Source organism: Shewanella eurypsychrophilus, assembly GCF_007004545.3.
Classification (GTDB): Bacteria; Pseudomonadota; Gammaproteobacteria; order Enterobacterales; family Shewanellaceae; genus Shewanella; species Shewanella eurypsychrophilus.
In genome coordinates this window covers 3,386,094-3,402,804 of sequence record NZ_CP045503.2, presented here as the reverse complement: position 1 = coordinate 3,402,804, position 16,711 = coordinate 3,386,094, and the positions used below count along the sequence as shown (strand labels likewise).

At 41.8% G+C, this 16,711-nt stretch carries 14 protein-coding genes and 1 tRNA gene; 7 read left to right on the top strand and 8 right to left on the bottom strand.

Features of this window, described 5'->3' with window-relative positions; genetic code table 11:
• A complete protein-coding gene (locus tag FM038_RS14435) occupies nt 1-477 on the bottom strand; it encodes a DUF6942 family protein (protein ID WP_142874080.1) in 477 nt (158 codons plus the stop codon).
• Nucleotides 478-647: 170 nt separating this feature from the next.
• Between FM038_RS14435 and FM038_RS14430 the strand changes: the two genes are divergently transcribed.
• On the top strand, nt 648-2,111 hold the full coding sequence (locus FM038_RS14430) for an alpha/beta hydrolase (protein ID WP_142874079.1): 1,464 nt from the start codon (nt 648-650) through the stop codon (nt 2,109-2,111).
• Between the two features lie 22 nt (nt 2,112-2,133).
• On the opposite strand, the gene FM038_RS14425 is transcribed toward FM038_RS14430, so the two are convergent.
• On the bottom strand, nt 2,134-4,326 hold the full coding sequence (locus FM038_RS14425) for a sensor domain-containing diguanylate cyclase (protein WP_142874078.1): 2,193 nt from the start codon (nt 4,324-4,326) through the stop codon (nt 2,134-2,136).
• A gap of 398 nt (nt 4,327-4,724) precedes the next feature.
• Here FM038_RS14425 and FM038_RS14420 point away from each other — a divergent pair, with 398 nt between their 5' ends.
• Both FM038_RS14420 and FM038_RS14415 read left to right on the top strand, forming a co-directional pair.
• Nucleotides 4,725-4,880: a hypothetical protein gene (locus tag FM038_RS14420; protein WP_185965839.1), complete on the top strand. Its 156-nt coding sequence runs from the start codon at nt 4,725-4,727 to the stop codon at nt 4,878-4,880.
• 70 nt (nt 4,881-4,950) lie between these two features.
• On the top strand, nt 4,951-5,199 hold the full coding sequence (locus FM038_RS14415; RefSeq protein ID WP_142874077.1) for a hypothetical protein: 249 nt from the start codon (nt 4,951-4,953) through the stop codon (nt 5,197-5,199).
• Nucleotides 5,200-5,263: 64 nt separating this feature from the next.
• On the opposite strand, the gene efpL is transcribed toward FM038_RS14415, so the two are convergent.
• Nucleotides 5,264-5,842 (bottom strand): elongation factor P-like protein EfpL, encoded by a 579-nt coding sequence (gene efpL / locus FM038_RS14410; RefSeq protein ID WP_142874076.1) that lies wholly within the window; start codon nt 5,840-5,842, stop codon nt 5,264-5,266.
• Between the two features lie 357 nt (nt 5,843-6,199).
• Between efpL and FM038_RS14405 the strand changes: the two genes are divergently transcribed.
• A complete protein-coding gene (locus FM038_RS14405) occupies nt 6,200-6,424 on the top strand; it encodes a cytochrome c3 family protein (protein WP_142874074.1) in 225 nt (74 codons plus the stop codon).
• 115 nt (nt 6,425-6,539) lie between these two features.
• Here the strand turns inward: FM038_RS14405 and FM038_RS14400 are convergent.
• The 3 genes from FM038_RS14400 to FM038_RS14390 all read right to left on the bottom strand — a co-directional run bounded on the left by FM038_RS14400 (nt 6,540) and on the right by FM038_RS14390 (nt 9,010).
• Nucleotides 6,540-6,616: transfer RNA gene (locus FM038_RS14400), tRNA-Pro, on the bottom strand.
• Nucleotides 6,617-6,904: 288 nt separating this feature from the next.
• Nucleotides 6,905-8,692: a DUF3413 domain-containing protein gene (locus tag FM038_RS14395; protein ID WP_142874072.1), complete on the bottom strand. Its 1,788-nt coding sequence runs from the start codon at nt 8,690-8,692 to the stop codon at nt 6,905-6,907.
• A 102-nt stretch (nt 8,693-8,794) separates the two neighbouring features.
• Entirely contained in the window at nt 8,795-9,010 is a 216-nt protein-coding gene (locus FM038_RS14390; protein ID WP_142874070.1) for a YejL family protein, read from the bottom strand.
• A gap of 325 nt (nt 9,011-9,335) precedes the next feature.
• Between FM038_RS14390 and yejK the strand changes: the two genes are divergently transcribed.
• From yejK to FM038_RS14375, 3 genes are all read left to right on the top strand, one after another.
• Nucleotides 9,336-10,367: a nucleoid-associated protein YejK gene (gene yejK, locus FM038_RS14385; protein WP_142874069.1), complete on the top strand. Its 1,032-nt coding sequence runs from the start codon at nt 9,336-9,338 to the stop codon at nt 10,365-10,367.
• An 854-nt stretch (nt 10,368-11,221) separates the two neighbouring features.
• On the top strand, nt 11,222-12,103 hold the full coding sequence (locus FM038_RS14380; protein ID WP_142874067.1) for a 6-carboxytetrahydropterin synthase: 882 nt from the start codon (nt 11,222-11,224) through the stop codon (nt 12,101-12,103).
• 151 nt (nt 12,104-12,254) lie between these two features.
• A complete protein-coding gene (locus FM038_RS14375; RefSeq protein WP_142874065.1) occupies nt 12,255-13,082 on the top strand; it encodes a M23 family metallopeptidase in 828 nt (275 codons plus the stop codon).
• A 20-nt stretch (nt 13,083-13,102) separates the two neighbouring features.
• Here the strand turns inward: FM038_RS14375 and FM038_RS14370 are convergent, their stop codons facing one another.
• Nucleotides 13,103-15,343 carry a patatin-like phospholipase family protein gene (locus tag FM038_RS14370; protein WP_185965838.1) on the bottom strand — a complete coding sequence of 747 codons (2,241 nt, stop codon included), beginning with the start codon at nt 15,341-15,343 and terminating at the stop codon, nt 13,103-13,105.
• Between the two features lie 424 nt (nt 15,344-15,767).
• The gene (locus FM038_RS14365; RefSeq protein WP_142874063.1) at nt 15,768-16,583 is read right to left on the bottom strand and encodes a phytochelatin synthase family protein; all 816 of its coding nucleotides are present in this window, start codon (nt 16,581-16,583) and stop codon (nt 15,768-15,770) included.
• Nucleotides 16,584-16,711: the final 128 nt, after the last annotated feature.

Here is a 16,711-nt window from a genome sequence, read left to right as displayed (position 1 = left end):
TCAGTCACTATTTAGGTGAGGCTTCATATGCTCAATCAGGGCATTAGGAAATTGGCGATAGTCTAAGTAGGGCGTAATGAAAGTATCTAAGTGGTTTAAGTAAATTTTCCCTGACTCTTCTAGGGCGACAAATGAAGGGTCATCAACAGATATACTTAATTTAGATGCCGATACAGCGCCTACGATAATGTGTTGTTTCGCTGTGACTGAAAGACGTTCAGAACCTATCAATATTTGTTCGTCTGATTTCAGTAATTGCTGATCTCGATAGCTTTTCCAATCGTCAGCTAGTGTTACTAGCTTTGCCATTATGGTAAAAATTTTTCGCCAGTGATTACCGTTAAGGGTTATGACAGCGTCCACTGCGTTTTTATCAGTATGCACCCAGCCTTTAGGTAAAATCGGTGGGTTTGGTAAATAGAAGCAGGTTTTAGCATTTTCATTACCCATCAGGACGGTATGGACTCGTTTGGTCATTAAAACGCTCTGCAAGTATCTATAGAATGAGTATTGCTGGATCTTACCCCGTTAAACCATGTAAGTTAACGTAATTAAATGAAAAGTTTTTTGAAAGCCACATTGTGCTGCCATTCGTCTAGGCCTATTTATCTTTCGATTTTGACTTTTACTGAGGCTGCCGGACAGAAATGAAAACCATTGTTATAGGCTCTACAAAACATCTGATAATGGCATTGTTCTACGCTTCGTTAGGCGTTCTGGTTGCTTTATTAGTGACTGGTGTGTGGCTTCTAAATGCTAGGCCGGACCTTGATATTTGGCATACCACAGAGTTAACGTCTGAGTTTAGGCACTCGTCAGGTATAGACTCATTTGCAGATTATCTGCTGACAGAGCAAGCTCTTTTTGATGAAGTCGAAAAGAAGATTTATGATCAAACACAAGCCCCTCATCCCTCTATCTTGAATCGCTATGTTCGAGGCAGTTTAGCCGACCCTCAGAACTGGCGAACAGATTGGAATCGAAGTTATCAATGGCCTAATCAAGAGGCTAAGTTCGGGGTGCTTCTGCTACATGGAATGTCTGATTCACCCTATGCACTATCCCATGTAGCTAAGCATTTTAAAGATACCGCTTATATTTTAGGTTTAAGGCTTCCTGGCCATGGCACTATCCCGTCCGGGCTGGTGGATGTTCAATGGCAAGATATGGCAGCTGCAGTATCGCTGGCAACCGATGAGATAAAGCAGGCGATGAATGGAAAGCCTGTGTATGTGATCGGATTTTCAACGGGAGCCGCATTAGCGCTCAATCATGAACTTGAACGAGTGGCTGCGAACCAATCAACAGACTATGCAGGGATGGTTTTTCTATCTCCTGCTATAGGCTTGCCGCCTGTGGCAGCGGGTGCACAATGGCAAGCAAAATTGGGCGCATTTTTGGGGCTGGAAAAGTTAAGTTGGAACAGCATTCAAACTGAGTATGATCCGTTTAAATATAATTCTTTTGCCGTTAATGCTGGGGATGTGGTTTACCAGATAGCTGAACGTAATCAAATGCTTATTAATGGCATGTCGCAGAAAAACCTAATGCAAATAGCACCAGTATTAGCGTTTCAATCTCTCACGGATGATACCGTTTCGACACAAGCTGTGGTCTCGGACCTATTTCAAAAACTCCCAAGCAATACTCATCAATTAGTTATCTTTGATATCAACCGCAATGAGGTCAACATGGCACTGATCCCTGAAGATCCTATGCTGAGTTTTACTGGGCTGTTTAATACCAAACACCTCAAGTATGCGTTGACTCTGGTGCACAATAATCTCGAGACAGAAAATCGACTTAGAGATGTTGAAGCGATAACGCATTTTCCAGACAGTGAGCCAGAGCGGGAAAAATTAAACTTAAATTGGCCAATAAACGTATTTTCTTTATCTCATGTTGCTCTACCTTTTCCCATAGAAGACAGCTTGTATGGTCCAGAAGGTGTGAACTATATAGAAAGAATGCAGATAGGTGCAGCTTCAACTAGAGGGGAGCGAGGAGTCCTGGGCGTATCAGCCGATGAGATCTTAAGGCAGAAATGGAATCCATTTTTTCCTTACTTGATTTCGAGACTTGATAGGTTTGTCGAGCAACAGCAAAAATAAAAGAGAGGCCAATTGCTATATGCTAATCAGGATGGCCAGCATCTTTTAATTTTAATGGTAAAGGCATTGAGATCACCACTTTATTTCTACCTTGATGTTTTGCTTGATAGAGGTTGAGATCCGCTTGTTTAAACCACTCATCCAACTGTGTACTGAAGTTAGCATTATTGATTAACGCACCAATACTCACAGTCATAGAGATTTGTCGTTGATCATGTGGATTATCTATGCGTAAACATTTAATTTTATTTTTAAAATCATTTAAATGCTCTTCAATCATTAGCACGTTACAAAAGGGTAAGATAAGCAGAAACTCTTCACCACCATAGCGGGCAACAACGTCAGTATCTCTTTTAAAATATTTTTTCATCTCCTTAGCAAGTACCCGCAAACATTCATCACCACCTTGGTGACCATACGTATCATTGATGGATTTAAAGTTATCGATATCTAAAATCGCAAGTGCCAATACTTCATCACTACGTTGGCAAAAATCTTGAGTCGAGCGAAATTTTGACTGGGCATAGCGGCGATTGTAGAGTGAAGTCAGTTCATCCTTTTCAACTAAGGTTTGCAGCTTACTATTGGCTTTTTCTAACTCAAACGTCCGAATAGCCACTTTCTCTTCGAGCTCTAATTGGTAAGAAATCAATTCCTGCTTACTTTTTCTAATACTTTGATACAGAGTCAGAAACTCCATAGGAGATTCTTCGTTTATCTGAAAGTCAGTCACTTTTGTTTGGCCATTTTCAGCGAACTTATTGGCAATGACAGTTAAAGGTTGAGTTAATCTCACGCTGAGTACACGCGTCACCACAATAGTGATAATGAGTGATAGGATCAGTACCGCAAAAGTTGTCAGGTACTGTGACTGTAATAGTTCGAGTAACGGTGAAAATGGTTTGACGACATAAAGAGTCCAATCGTTGTTGAGAGGGTAGTGATCATAAATAAACTCAGGATTGGGGTTCTCTGTGTCGTGTAAGTTAATCATCGATAAGTTTGTTTTATAATCTTTACCACTCTCGACCCATTTGAATTGCGACAGTGGCTCCAGCCCTAGCTGTGCAGATGCATAAATGACTCTATCCGTTTCATCAACGATGACCATAGACTGATCTTGATAGACTTTATTACTGTTATCGACCTGAGCAAAAGTGGATAGGTCTAACGAACCTTCAATAATGCCTGTAGCTTGTTCGAGTTTATTATGCTGGTAGATGGGGGCACTGATAGCAACAATAGGATCAGTGCCAAAGCCACGCCCAAGAAATGCTGGAGAGGTATAGACCCGTTGGTTGAAAAAAGCTTCCTGAAAATAGTGGCGGTCTTTAACACTGAGGAGCTTATTTGCTACTTTATCGGCCCCCAGTTGTGACAGAGGGCTAGCAGCAATGATCCTTGCATCGGCATCAGTGACGAGCATAGTCTTAAAACCTGGATAGCTATTGTGCAGCCTGATCAATTTGCTCTGCCAATCATAAACTTCATGACTCGATAAACTGAGCCACTGGGAAGCATTGCTAATTGCTTGCTTATGTGTCTCTAAAAAGACCTCAGTAGCCTGGCCTAGATGGGTGACAGAGTCATGTAAATTTCGTTGCAGACTCTCTTGTTGTTTAGTGATGACTTGGTGGTTAAAAATCAATGCCGAGCCCAACAGTGAGATGGTTAACACTAATGCGAAACTATAGGTCAATTGAGAATTAAAACTGCGTCTTTTTCTGTCTTTTACTTTACCTTTCATATACCAAAGTTCAGCAAACACTGTCACAGCCAGTGAGCCTATTGCGGCGCAAAATAAGCCGTTAATACCTTGTTTTAACGTAGTAAAAGATAGATGGCTTTCCGGCAAGGTGGAAAACATGCTGATATAGAGTAGGAATAAGGGCATACCAATCGCTAGCCAATAACCTATGTCAGCGTACAAGGAGTAGATGTCTCTGCGACGGGCGAAACCTAACCAGATAGCTTCAAGGCAGAAAAGGATAAATACATGGGGGCTGGACCAAGATATATATAGGCCTATAGAGCTGATTATCGCGGTAATCAACGCGTACCAAGGGCCCAGTAAAATGGCGACAATGATGAAAACAAAATTGCCTAAAACCAGTTGCACATTACCAAAGAGCGGCAATGGGTATAGGTTTATCAGTAGGCCTAATAAGCCAAGAAGTAAGGAAAATTTGAGATGCTTATTATCAATTTTGATCATAAAGCCTTTTATTATTCATTGACGGCTATAGCTTGATGCTAGCGACATAAGCTGTATTTAACAACACTTATGTAACGAATACAGCAGGTTCGATTGTTAATTGAACAAAGTGTTGAATTCAATGTTTGTTCCATATTAGCGATTATGCTGCTTACAAGGTGTGACGCTTGTAACGATTAAAGCGGAAATGTAATCACTTATCATGGCTGTGATGAATTTGGTTCTGTGATGGTTGCCGCTCTGATGCTATCCATGTGTGTTAAGCGCTTCTATCTAAATGATTCAGTTTATCTTCATTTTAGCACTTAATAATATTCATCCACTCACTTTCAATGCGAAGTGATTTCTTAATACTTTGCTATGCCAAACCTGGACTAGCAATAAAACGGGTTATGAGAATGGATACGTTAATCACCGAACACATCTTTAAAGTGGGTATAGGCCTTTTTATCTTATTGTCATTTATTGTTTACGGCATAACCAAAGATATTCGCTTGCAACAGCAACTGGAAAAACAACGAAGGTCTGAGAAAAAGACTCATGCCGAAGACTAATGTGAAGACTAAATCAAAAAACACACAGATTTAAATCTCGTTAATCTTTATTATCATTTCTGAGAATTTTATGCCGTTAGTCAGTGTAATTTATTACAACTCTACAATTACATTCGAGCGATTGGTGAGTGAGCGAGAGTTTGTAGGCTTACTCGAGAATAATATCCATGAGGCATACCAGGCCTATTGTGAATACCAAATCGAGCTTTTTGAGGCTGTGAAAGGGGCTGCTATCGATCAAGTGAAGTGTTGCTCGTTTGAAGATTACCAAAATATGCTCATTCATATCAGTGATAAACAGGTTTTACTGCTAGATTAGAAGCTGGGGAAACTAAAAGGTCTACTATTGTAATAGCAGACCTTCATTCTCTGGACGCTTAACGTTAACTTTTAGAGTCAGAGCGGCTCATGAATTTATGCTCGGCAGTGTTTATCTTAATTTTCTCGCCATTAGCAATATATTCAGGTACTTGTACAGTTAGGCCCGTAGATAGGGTTGCAGGCTTAGTGCGTGCGCTCGCTGAAGCTCCCTTGATAGAAGGATCTGTTTCTACAATCACTAAATCAACGTGAGAGGGCAGTTCAATGGCCACAGGAACGCCATCAACGGTCAAAACATGTAACCCTTGTGTTTCTTCGGTGATAAACAGTAACTCTTCGGCGATAGTGTCTTTGTTGAAGTGGTACGGGGTGTAATCTTCTGTGTCCATAAAGACATACTCATCGCCATCAATATAAGAGAAGTTCACATCGTGATGGCTCAGATCGGCAAGACTCACCATATCATCGGCTTTAAACGTTTGGTCAAGTTTAGAACCTGTAGCGACATCGTACATACGCATACGATACAAACTACCGCCAGAGCGTCCCTGAGGAACTGACCGCTCAATATCTCTAATGAGATACACATTATTGTTGAGTTCGACAGCGGTATTTTTTTTAATGTCACTTGCCTTGGGCATGATAAAAGTCTCGAAAAGTAATTTGGAGAGTAAAATATCATAAGCTTAGGTGGATACCAATCAGCTACTGATAAAATTGCACGAGATGAGATGCGCTGGTGTATTGGTGCAAGGATAAGGGGGATAATTGAACACCATTCCAAGCAGGTTCCTGACATCTGTCACAATAATGCACCTTGAAAGTGGATCCGTTAAGCAAGTATTCAGAATAGTGGCCGTTATTAAGATTTAATTAAGGCTAATCTCTAAAACTAACACTCAGAGATGAAATGTGCTTGGGGAGAGAAGTGATACTTCTTCATTTAAGCCGTAAAAAAAGATTTCGGGTAATTCAACCCAGAGTAATGAGGTATAGAGATGAAATATTTAACAATGATCGCCGCGTTAGCGTTTGCTGGTTCAGCTATGGCTGTTGATTGTACCGATTGTCACGAGAAAATTGATGTAACAATGCATACAGAAGAAGCCGCTACCATAGCAACGTGTAATGATTGCCATGACTTTAACGATGCTCATGAGCTCGATATGGACATGCATACGCCAGATCTGACTATTGCTGAATGTGCCGATTGTCACGAGTAATTCTTTAAGGGCAAGTATATCTACTGATTAGCCAAGCTTATTGAGCTTGGCTATTTATTTGTATCTGATAGATAGCAAAAAGCCAGACTTATTGCTAAGTCTGGCTTTTTTAATGTGGTCGGGATAGCAGGATTTGAACCTGCGATCTCTTGTCCCCCAGACAAGCGCCTTACCGGACTAGGCCATATCCCGAAATAGTTTCTTAGAAATTCATACTCACTTTCTAAGCGCACCTAAATATTTTTAAAGGGGGATTTAGGTGAGGCAGAACTTTATCAATTCACTCGCGTTTCTGCAAGAGAATAGTCGCTTCAGTGATTTAAATGCTTAGTTTATAAACTTTTTATCATTTTCTGACACGCTAACCTGCAATTACATGCTGGATTTTAGCAGTGTGCTTGGTATTAGATATATTAGTGAGCTAAAGCAAAATGGCTCGATGCACGCTCGAGCCATGGAATATCATGTCAAGGTGAGTGATTAATGGTTGTATAACCTGCGGCCTTCGCGCATCACTTCAACTAACTCGGGTGCACTCATTTTTTTACGTAGACGTTGTTCATAGTTTTCATCATAGATCCGGTATTTCCCATGTCTGTCTATCACGGTTATTTCAGATTTTTGATAAATACCAAAGATACGATTATCGCCTACGTAAATCCAAGATTCAGCATCAGGCTCTATTAAACTTCTGCCAGCACTGTAATCGGTGGTGGCATTGGTACAGCCAAGTAGCTGTGTCATCAATGTAGGCACTAAGCCGTAATGACTGGTGCGATAATTAATGTTTTTTGCTGGAACCTGAGGCCAGTGAATGATTAAAGGTACCTGGACGTTAGCTGGAGAGATATTACTGCGGGCTTCATTGGGGTTACTGGTGAACAGCTTTCCACTCACACCCGTAATGATAACAAATGTCTCTTTAGGTAAACTGCTAATCACTTTCTCAATTTGTTGGTCAATGAAATTGAGAGACTGTCTGTATTGATTGAATAACACACGTTGTGCTGGTTTTAACTTCTGCTCAGACTGAACGGTTTCAATACCTAAAAAACCAATCGGTGTATCATAGCTATCGGGAGCTTTAAGGTTGATCAAGCCAAACCATGGTGCTTTCTGCTCTGATTGCCAGCCTTGGAACTGAGTGATGCTTTGAATATCTTGCGCTGCGTCACTGTTATTATGGGCTGATAAAACCTGTTCAAAGTCATCAAAGATGGCTTGTGGCATTTTATTTATATTCTCACCGGAAAAAAGCCCTAGCTGATAACCCTGCTGCTTAAAGGTTTGCGTCATCACTGGAGAGGTTTGTGAGAGTCCACTGGAATTTATATAGCTGCCTTGCAGACCGTATAATAGAGAAAACATCCCGCTATTGAACTGATTACCTCCACTCAAGTGATGGTTAAATTTTTGATTATTATCGCCATATTGACTGAGGAATGGCATGGTTTTGTCATCTACCATGTCAGCTCTGAGGCTATCTATGGTTAACAGCAGTACATTAGGTTTAGTCTCATTGGTATTCGTGCACTGCAATGGGCGGTGAGGGTATATTAAGCTGCTTCTCAGTGAAGACGAATGTCTCGACTGCTTGGAGCTATCGATACCGTGGCTTTCCATAAAAGAGCGAGCCGTTGCAGGGTAAGACAGTGGGTAAGTATCATCGAGTCGAGTGATCTCTTTGATATCGGCAGCATCAGCCCACACGTGGATAATATGACTACTGATAAAACATAGCCCTACAAAGGCCACAACTTTATTACCGCAGTGAACTTTGTGAATTTTTTCAATTCGCTTCCAAAGAAAATTCGCCGCGATCAGTTCAATGGCGATTATCCCCAATGGGGTAATGATATAGGACGTAGCCCGTAATAAGGCATTTAAATCTGCCCATGCTAAATCGAACACAAAGGGACTGAGGTGAAGCCCATAATCATCAAAAATGATGGTGTCATAGAGCAAGATACAAAGGCTAAATGTCGCTACAGCCGCTGCATATCCACGTAAAATTTTGGAATAAGGCAGCAATAAGGTGACAGGAAAGATCAGCACTAAGTAAACGATAAAGGCTAAGAAACTGAAATGACCTATGGTACTAATGGCTAAGTATCCCCAGCCAAGCCAAGTTTCAGGGTAACCGACGGTGTCCAGATAACGAACGCCCACGATCATGGCAAGAAAGCCGTTGAAGAAGGCAAACCAATGCCCCCAACTTACTAAGCGTGATACACGATCACGACTCATCTCTTTTTTTCGCTCGACCATGTGGCTCCGCTTACCGTTTAATTGCTAATTATCGATGCTTAAGACTATGACTCAAGTCTCAGTTTAGTTAACTTATGCTATTTTTTAGCCAATGACTAATTGTTAGCCCTTTACTGATTGCGCTAATGCTTTTGAAAATTGCTCAGTGACTTGCTTTCTTGCTTCTTGAGGCACTTTACGAGTAAGTAGGTCTGTCACACAGTTACCTAGCACCATCAGTCTTAAGTCGGTAGGCGCCTGATGCTTGTCTAAAACAGCACTGATTTCAGCGATAATAGATTCAACTTGCGTGTTTGAATATTTTGATTGTATAGCCATAGTGAAAAAGTCTTTCTGTTACATAAATATTTGGCACATATGATAACTGAATTTCAGCGTAAGCACGATATCAATGCGGCTCAAACGCCAACAATCAAGTGGAAAGTGCGCGGTTTAGCTGTTGCAATGAGTATTGACCTTGTTTAGTCGCCGATTAGTCGATAAGACTTTTTCATTAGGGCCATATTTTCTTGAAGCAGGATTTCAATTGGGGCAATATAGGCTCATTAAAATTGAGCCTAATATGAGGTCCTAGCTCAGCAACTATGGTCGCGAGCTTATTTAGGTGATATCACTCTTTTAACCATTATCTTTATCGAGACTTATGAGCATAAACGTCGAACAAGCCATTATCCATTCCATCACACAAAATAGTGAAGGACAGCTAAGCTGCCGTTTACGTCCCCAACCTTTGTTAAACGGTGAGGCTGTTGAAGCCATGCTGGATGAGTTGCACCAAACTTATACAACAAAAGCGGGTAAAGGTTTTGGCTACTTTGGCACTCATGGCGAAGATGGAGAAGCGAACCCTAAGTTTATGCAGGCGTTAACTGAATACCGTAATGGTGAACTGGGTTTCGTCGAGTTTTCAGGGGTTGCGGGTAAGCTGTTACAAGAGGAATTATCTAAGTATGACTTTAGCCAGGGCGGCTTCCTGCTTTTGTCTTGCTATACCCATATGACCAGTGACTACTTGTATGTGTCTTTGCTGAATGCAAAATCATCAATGACAGTACTTGATGATATGGAGCTTTCACAAAATACTCATCTGGATTTAAAAGATGTGCAACTTGCAGCTCGCATCGATCTGACAGAGTGGCAGGCAGATGAAGGTTCACGTAAATATATCTCATTTATTCGCGGACGAGCAGGTCGTAAAGTCGCTGATTTTTTCCTTGATTTTATGGGCTGTGTGGAAGGTGTTAATACTAAAGCACAGAACAAACAGCTGATGAATGCCGTTGAAGACTTTGTTTCTAGCAGTGAGCTGACTAAAGATGAGCGTCAACAGTGTCGCGAAAAAGTCTTCGATTACTGCACTGAGCGATGTGACGTCGGCGCCGATATTGAGATTAAAGATCTCGCCGATGAATTGGCTGATAGTGGTATGGAATCATTTTATGATTTTGCTCAAAGCGGTGAGTATGAGCTTGAAGATGAATTTCCTGGCGATAAGCCGACCTTACGTCAACTGAAGAAGTTTTCCGGTACCGGTGGTGGCGTGACGCTTAGTTTCGATGGTGCACATCTTGGTGAGCGGGTAATGTACGATCCTATTTCAGATACCATCATGATCAAAGGTGTGCCAGCTAACCTCAAAGATCAACTCGACCGTCGTCTGAAAGGTGGGCAGTAATTCTTTAGATCTATAATTCTTAGGTCATGGCGGTGAATGTACGATTCAATATTTTCAGATACCATCATGATCAAAGGTGTTCCGGCTAACCTTAAAGATCAATTGGATAGACGTCTCAAGGGTGGTCAGTAATTCTTTAGAGCTATAATGCTTAGGTCATGGCGGTGAATGTACGATTCAATATTTTCAGATACCATCATGATCAAGGGTGTTCCGGCTAACCTTAAAGATCAACTCGATCGTCGTTTGAAAGGCGGGCAGTAGTCATTTAGGTTTTATTGATTGTTGAAGCATGTACGATTCAACAATCACCTATACTATCTTGATCAAAGGCGCTAATTTAGCGCCTTTTTTATTGGCGGTGTCTTGTCCTGAAGTACATTTAAACTTTTAAGAGCCGCTAATCCAACCAGCGAAATGATCGTTTGAGAAAGGCTGGAGCATCCTCCCAGATGCACTCACCATGGGCAATGATTATTCCTTTAGGTTGCCATGCTTGAATGAGCTTAAAGCACGCTCTGGCTCTGTCTTTGCCAAATATAAAACTGATACGCCAGTCGGCAGGGGGCTGACCATCTGGGACTAAGATGCCAACCAGCTTGGCAATGGGTTTTGCCTAGGTTTAAAGTGAGAGATAAGAACTCAATTATCAGGCTGATGCTGATGACAAATCAAGCAGACTCGCCAAGTTTACAATTAGGTGTAATAAACGGGTCGAAAATTAGTGTTATCACATGTAAACTTGCGTAAACCTCAAAGATAATGTCAATTTGTCTTGAGACACTATTTCTGTCCTTTGGCCATTGCCGAGTGGACGTACATAAGGTGGACTGTTTTTCCATCTAGGAGCGTAAATGCAACTTTTTGTTAGAGATTTAACCGTAATCGATTTTTCATACTTGTGTCCTATTCGTGGCATGGTGGGAGAAAGCTGGATAGTTGATGTTCTCCTCGATGGCGGCTTAGATGAACAAAATATGGTGCTAGACTTTTCTAAAGTTAAACGCACCATCAAGAATACAATCGATGAAGTTGCCGATCACAGGCTGCTTATCCCCACCGCCTGCAGTGAGGTTCGTTGGCAGCAACACGGCGATAAAGTCTTTATGGACTTTCACTGTCTGCAGGGTGATATTCACTTAGCATGCCCAGCTCAGGCTTTTGCCTTGATCCCCAGTGAAATTATCGATTTCGATAGCGTTAATGCCTTTCTGCAGAAAGCATTAAGAGCTGAGTTGCCTGACAATGTGGAAGGTATAGCGCTGACGCTGCGTAATGAGATGCATGAAGCGCCATTTTATCACTACTCTCATGGCCTTAAAAAGCACGATGGCAACTGTCAGCGTATTGCTCACGGTCATCGTAGCCCAATCAATATCTTCGAAAATGGCATTGCAGCACCTAAATGGGATGAATACTGGGCTAAGCGTTGGAAAGATATCTATCTCGGGACCATCGATGATGTCGTTGAGCTGAATGATTTGAACCTTTCTCCTCAAGCCAAAGTCAGTCCAGATACTCACTATGGTTTCTGTTATCAGGCGCCGCAGGGAGAGTTCCAACTCGCTATGCCTAAATCGACTTGTGAGATTATTCCACACGACACAACGGTAGAACTGCTGGCTGAATTTATTGCTAACACCTTAATAGAGCAAGTGCCAAATAGTGAGTTTAAAGTCATCGCTTATGAGGGCATAGGTAAAGGGGCTATTTCAGTGAAAGGCAGCAAGAAGTAAGCTTGAGGATCTGGTTGTCATCACTGGTTGTTTAAAGTGATAGCTTATAGAGCTTGTATGACGAGACAGGCTTGCTAAAAAGTGCCATTATCCAAAAGCCTTCTATTTAGAAGGCTTTTTTGAAGCCGTTAAATAATTTATTGGGTTTTTTATGTCTTTTTTTGCTAAATGCAGCATATCGTTGAGCTTGTTGGTTACTTTCAATGTATTCGCTCAGGTTGAGCTTGTCGGTAAGATGGAGCAGGGCGCCTTGATCCGTGGTCAAGTCGAGGTCGGGACGCAGGTCTTTCTGAATAATGAAGCGATTAAAGTGACCCCTGATGGCGCTTTTGCCTTCGGTTTTTCCCGTGAGGCTGAACTTAAACAAGAGCTCACGCTTATCTACCCAGATGGATTGACTCAAATTAAGCCTCTTAGGTTAGCAACAAAACAGTACAAGATAGACAAAGTGAATGGGATCAGTAAAAAGATCATGAAGCCAGATCCAAAGGCGGTAGAGCGTTCCAGAAAAGACAGTAAGCAAGTGAAAGCCGCAAGAAGTCAGTTTTCTGAGAGCAATGCTTTCGTCCAGGATTTTATTTGGCCACTCACAGGTCGGATATCAGGCGTGTATGGTAGTCAGCGCGTTTATAACGGCAAACCTGGTAATCCACATTATGGCGTCGATGTTGCGGCTAAAACCGGCACCGTAGTGGTAGCACCTGCAGATGGTGTGATCAGCTTGTCTGTGCCTGATATGTTCTATTCTGGCGGCACGATTATTCTCGACCATGGCTATGGGGTTAGTTCAAGCTTTCTCCATTTGAGTAAGCTCTATGTCAAGGAGGGCGAAGCCATCAAGCAAGGACAGCCCATTGCAGAAGTCGGTGCGACAGGCCGCGTGACCGGACCACATTTAGATTGGCGGGTTAACTGGTATCAGATGCGCCTTGATCCAGTAACCATAGTGCCTGACATGGCTGAAGTGCTCAAAAAATAGCTTCTTATTGAATTAATGTTTTAAAACGTTTTACCTATGGTGAGGTAAAACGTTTTGTGGTGTAGGTCATTCATACCAAAGCCCAATACTGCGGGACCAAATTCTGATTCCACCCCGACAAAAATGCTGGCGGCATAAATGAGATCATCCAAGCATCGCTCACTCTTATATTGCCAAACATTGCCAGCTTCAACAGATGATCCTAGATAGATAGGCATGCGCATTCCCCCAAAACCTTGCCAATCGATACGGTATTGGTACACCAGTGAGCCATAGACTAATTGCGATCCAACTAAGGCATCTTTGTGTAAACCAGATAAATTGAGAAATCCACCCAGTTTATGAGTATGGATTAAGCTCACGTTGTCGCTATTTGTACCGCTGACTTCAACTTTATTAATAAAAGTATGCTGCTCAAAACTTAGCGCATGCTTAAGCGAAAACTCGTAATTAAACAGGCTATCATCACCGAATACGTCGCCAATAATAGGCAGGGTATATTGATTTAATTTATCTTTGTTGTAGCCTCCTTTGAAATAAACTCGAGTTCCTTCGCTAGGAAAGCTATAACTGTCTAAGGTGTCATAACTCATAATGGCAAAACTTGAATAGGTCTCGTAATCTATCTCAAGGTCGAGGATTGAAGGGCCGATGACATCACCTGTTTCTGCTGAAATTCCAAGTTCAATGATCATGTCGTTTGTCACGTTTATACCGAGAGATGTACTTATTTTATGAGACTTTATCAGTGTTTTTAGACTACCTTGATTGTCCCAGAAGTAGAGTTGCTCCTCTTTCGAGTACTGATAGCGAGATTTCCAATAATAGTGACCCAAAGGATCAAGTGGTAGTCGGTATTCAGTGGCTAGTTGTTTTTTTCTACCAGAAGAAAGTTCGAAGCGCAATTGGCCACCTGTATCTGCAACGTTATGCATACTATAGAGCAGATCGAGTTTAAGATCGGAAATGTCGCTGAAATCCTCCTCCCATGAAAAACCTATGTCAAAAAAGTTAGGCCCCCAGCTTTTTTCTTTTGTTGTAACAAGTAATTCCTTTCCTTCATCAGCAGTACTCACTACTTCAGCGTTCACTCGCTCGAAGGTGTTGAGCGAATAAACACGGTCAATAGCATCGACTAATGATCTAGCATTGATGCTATCACCTGCTTTGACAGCGAGGGTGTTTACAATTTTTTCAGTTTTAGTACTGGTATTATTGATGACAGAGACTACGTCGATAGCTTGCTGCTGAAACGTAAACAGAGCTTGCTTGTAGGCTAGACGCCCAGCTTGATATTGAGAAAAATGCTGGGCTGTACTCTTAAGCTTGAATAGTTGATCTTTATGAGCCTTTGCAGCTAACTCTCCTTCCTTAAATCCCAGCGGCATGCTGTTAAAGTCTGTGGTACCCAATTGACTAATATCAGGACGAATAAGAATATCCTGAGGTTGTAATCTGTCTATTTGGCTGACGGCATTTGCGCGAGTCATCATGGTGGATAGCTGCCCAAGAATAGCAAAGCTATCTTGCAGCTCCTCTTTTGGCGCAAGATCTGAACCGATATCAATAGCAATGACAATATCGGCACCCATTTTTCGAACGGTATCTGCGGGCATATTACTTACCATTCCACCATCAACTAAATATTGGCCATTGATTTCCACAGGCTGCAAGATACCAGGAACAGAGGCTGAAGCTTGCATTGCAGTCAGTAAATTACCTGAGTCTAAAATAACAATTTCACCAGTGGCAATATCAGTAGCAATGGCTTTAAATGGGATCGCGAGATCGTCAAATGAGTTTTGGTTTGGTACGACACCTGCCGATAATATGTAAAGGTTTGCCATCGTTTGGCCACGCAGAACTCCTTGTGGAAGTAGGATAACACCATCGATAGAACCAAATTCAAACGGCAAATTAAAGCGATCTGTATCCTGCTTATCATGGTGATTTAATGCGCGACGTGGGACGGTGTCATTAAATCCACTGGTCCAATCAAGGTTGAGCATGATGTGCTCAATATCGTCAGCGCTGTACCCAAGTGCGTAGAGGCCGCCTACATATGCGCCAATACTGGTGCCGGCAATATAATCGATGGCAATATTATTCGCCTCTAAATAGCGTAATACACCAACATGAGCTGCTCCTTTTGCCCCTCCACCGCTTAGCGCTAGACCGACTTTAAGGTGAGGGGAGGTTTCAGCGTCTATTAGTGATAGAGGGGAGTCGTCCTCAATGGGGTTTGCTAGTACCTTAGGCACACAAAGTTCACATATAATTGTGAGTAAAATGCAGCTAGTAGCGAAATAACTAAAATGTTTCATATCGGCCCTGAAAGAATCTAACAGGGCATTCTATGAGGTTACTGATTAGCTTGTTAAGCATTCAATATGAGTTTTATTGTCTTAATATTTGTGACAATCTTCTTTGAGAACCAATATGAAGTCATTTAATGATAAATAAAATGACTTCATATTATCCTTGTTGTATTGCTATTAAGTGCCACTTATTATGGTTAAGCAGCAGGGCGAAGCTCTTCAAATAAGCTCAGGTATTGAAACCTAGTCGTGAGCATTCAATAAAATTATCTGTATTTCAAGTTGGTAACCCTAACGCTGCTTTTGTTGTTCCTGCTGAGTAATGCTCTATTAGTTGGACATTTAAACGGACAATAGGGCTATTAGTTCAGGCTTCTGATAGCACAACAAATCCTCTGGAATGACCATTATCCTTGGCCGCCATCGCTTCAAATAATGTATCTGAATCAACCCATACCCAATTTTGGAAGGTGTTAGAGACGTCCATGATAAGGAATGAATCTGAAGCTTTGTCATAGGCAGCTGCAGGCGAGAAGTGACCGCTGCCTTTTTGTTTAAGCACTACCCGAGTGTAGTTAATGATGGCGTAAGTATTTGTGTGTTTTAGTGCACTGACTAGCTCTGATTTTTGCTGCGCTTGAACTGCTTGGTCTTTTGCCATCATGCCTTCAACGTAATAGGTTCGCACATGGAGACCATGGTTTTTCGCTAATCCGGCTAAGTCTGATAAGCCAAGTCCATAATCACTGGTGGCTTGGTGTCCCTGTTTGATTCTAGGTTTCCCCATGATCTCGAGTCGGCTTTTAGGGCTTTGTGTCACAACAGTGTTCTGGCTGTAGCGATTAAAAAGCGGGCTCCAATTCTTTTGTCTGAAGTAACGTCTATCTTCTGGGCTAATGATGGACTCATCAGGCGTGATGTCATGTGAGTCATTAGCGACTCTTAGGGCGTTGAGAATAATCGTCATAGAAGCGACGCCGCAATACACTTTATTCTCCTGCCCCTCAAAATGCGGCGCTAGGGAGAAAAAGTCACCTTTTACGTTTGAGTTTATCAGACGGTTAATGCCGTCACTGCTATTCCAATTAACGACTGGTGTGGCATAAGCCGGCACATTGACAATCAGATAAAAAATGGAAAAGAAAAGTAGGATGACTAAAGTTCTACGTATCGTGTTGTTCATGGTGTTTTACCTAGTTCTAATCGCGTTTAAAAGGCTGTGAAAGAAGACTAGCGACTTCATGTTTACTAAGCACTTGTACGCCACTTAAAGAAGCTTAGTCATTTAGGTCTGGATATGGTGGTGCGCTC